The organism is uncultured Subdoligranulum sp., from assembly GCF_937890665.1.
In genome coordinates this window covers 1-2,234 of the sequence record NZ_CALADU010000325.1, presented here as the reverse complement: position 1 = coordinate 2,234, position 2,234 = coordinate 1, and the positions used below count along the sequence as shown (strand labels likewise).

Sequence of the window (2,234 nt, the reverse complement as noted above, 5' to 3'; positions counted from 1 at the left end):
GAGTGGCTGGAGTTTCTGCGGGAGCAGTATCCTGCCGGATGCCGGGTACGGCTTAGTGAAATGAAGGACGATCCAATGCCCGTCCAACCTGGGAGTATGGGTACATTGGACTGCATTGACGATGCTGCCCATAATGCAGAGTTTTCCATTATGTTGTTATTCATAAAAAAACCTCCTGCTTTCAATAATTTTTGATGAAAAAACTTCGCATAACTCCTATAGTAAGGGGGGCGGGCACCATGCTCGACAATTACTATGGGAGTTGATCATTGTGGAAACCGAAATGATGTCTATTGAAAGTTTGATTCAAACCGTTGATGCGGAAGTAATCAAGCTAAATTACTGTGAAGGTCATATCAGGCATTACCGAGAGTGCTGGAATGTCCTTCGCAAGTATATGGAATCACAGGGGACACAGCATTTAACAGCACCCCTCGCCATTCGGTTCTTAAAAGATAAATATGGAATTGATTTGTATGCACACGAGAAAATAACAAGTTATAAGCTTTTGATGCGGCGGTCAGTAATGCTGCTACTGGAATACCAGGCCAGCAGAATGATTTACAAACGTATGCCGATGAGAGATCATAGTTTTCCGCCCGAATATGAGGAAGTCTGTATTGCTTATTTGAACCACCTCCGTGAACAACGGGGTTTGTCTACCGGCAGTATAAGGCAACACCGCAGATGCCTTGAGCATTTTACGCTGTATTGTACAGCTCACGGAATCACAGAACTTAGTCAAATTGATATTCCCGATGTTCATTCGTATCTAAAAACTCTGGAGGGCTGTTCCAAAAGCTATGTCAACACAAATATTCGGCAATTAAAATCCTTCTTCATTTTTCTCTATGAATCTGGGATGTATCAGAGAGATATTCATATGTGCTGGCCAAGCGTTCGCGTAGAGCACTACTGCGGATTGCCCGAAACCTTTACCTTAGAGGAAACGCAGAAGTTGTTGGCAGCAGTAGACCGCAGTAATGCTCTTGGGAAACGGGACTATGCCATTCTGCTGCTCGCTGTGCGCTATGGGTTGCGGGTCAGCGATATCCGCGGATTGCGATTTGACAATATTGATTTTAAGGATTGTAAATTACGGATTGTACAACAGAAAACAAGGAAACCACTGGAATTTGAACTGTTCGAGGATGTCGGTTGGGCATTGATAGACTATTTGAAAAACGGAAGACCGTCTGCCTCAATGGGATCACATGTCTTTGTGCGTATGAAAGCTCCATACTCTGGTTTTTCCGACAACGATAATCTCAGCCAAATCATCTATAAATATGCCCTCAAAGCAGGCATAGCTCAAAGCCGCCCCAGATGCTCCATGCATATGTTTCGTTATACGCTCGCCAGCACTATGCTCTCCAATGAAACGCCGCTTCCCGTTGTTAGCAGTATCCTTGGTCATTCACAATTAGATACCACAAAGATTTACACAAAAATCGATCTGCCGCAGCTGGAGCTTTGCCCACTGGAGGTGCCCCATGCGAAATAAAATGTACCATTTTTCGTATTCAAGTGTCTTTGCAAAGGACATAAACGATTACGTTGAATTGAAACAAGCGATGGGACTGTGGTTTCGAACACCAGCGGAAAACCTACATCGGTTCGACCGTTTGTGTGTTGAACTTAATATCCAGTCTTCCATTCTGACAGAAAAATTGATTTCTACATGGACTGCTCCGCGACCGGGTGAAAGCGATAATACTCGCGCCGCAAGGATAACTGCGCTGAAGGGATTTGCTAATTTTCTGAATTCCAAAGGGGCTCAAATAAGGTGGCCTCATGTACAGCGGAGATGCTCAGGGCCGTCCCAATTTGTTCCGTACATTTTCACCGCTGACGAGATAGTACGCATTTTGCAAACGGCAGACTCCCAAAAGATTCCAGCGCATGGTTCGCAATTTCATCTGATTTTTCCGACTGTTCTTCGTGTCTTGTATGGAACTGGTCTGCGAATCTCGGAAGCATTGCGTTTGAAATGTGAGGATGTGGATTTGCCGCACAGCTTACTTAGCGTTTGGGATTCGAAGTTTGATAACAGCCGCCGGCTGCCAATCTCACCCTCATTGAGAGATGAACTTTTAAGATATGAGAGTCGGCTACGGAGGCCAGTGGGCAGCGCCTACTTTTTCCCGAACAGCAAGGGGCTTCCATATTCGCAGCGGACGGTATATGACAAATTCCGAGATATTCTTTGGCAAAGTGGGATTCCGCACGGAAGC

3 protein-coding genes are annotated in these 2,234 nt (G+C 45.3%); all 3 read left to right on the top strand.

Annotation, left to right across the window (positions count from 1 at the left end):
* Window positions 1–195 (top strand): DUF4314 domain-containing protein (locus Q0526_RS18570; RefSeq protein ID WP_298737001.1); only part of this gene is annotated, 195 nt, incomplete at its 5' end.
* A 76-nt stretch (window positions 196–271) separates the two neighbouring features.
* Window positions 272–1,504 (top strand): site-specific integrase, encoded by a 1,233-nt coding sequence (locus tag Q0526_RS18565; protein ID WP_287553667.1) that lies wholly within the window; start codon window positions 272–274, stop codon window positions 1,502–1,504.
* Window positions 1,494–2,234: tyrosine-type recombinase/integrase (locus Q0526_RS18560; RefSeq protein ID WP_298736998.1), on the top strand; the 741-nt coding region annotated here is incomplete at its 3' end. The genes Q0526_RS18565 and Q0526_RS18560, both read left to right, overlap by 11 nt.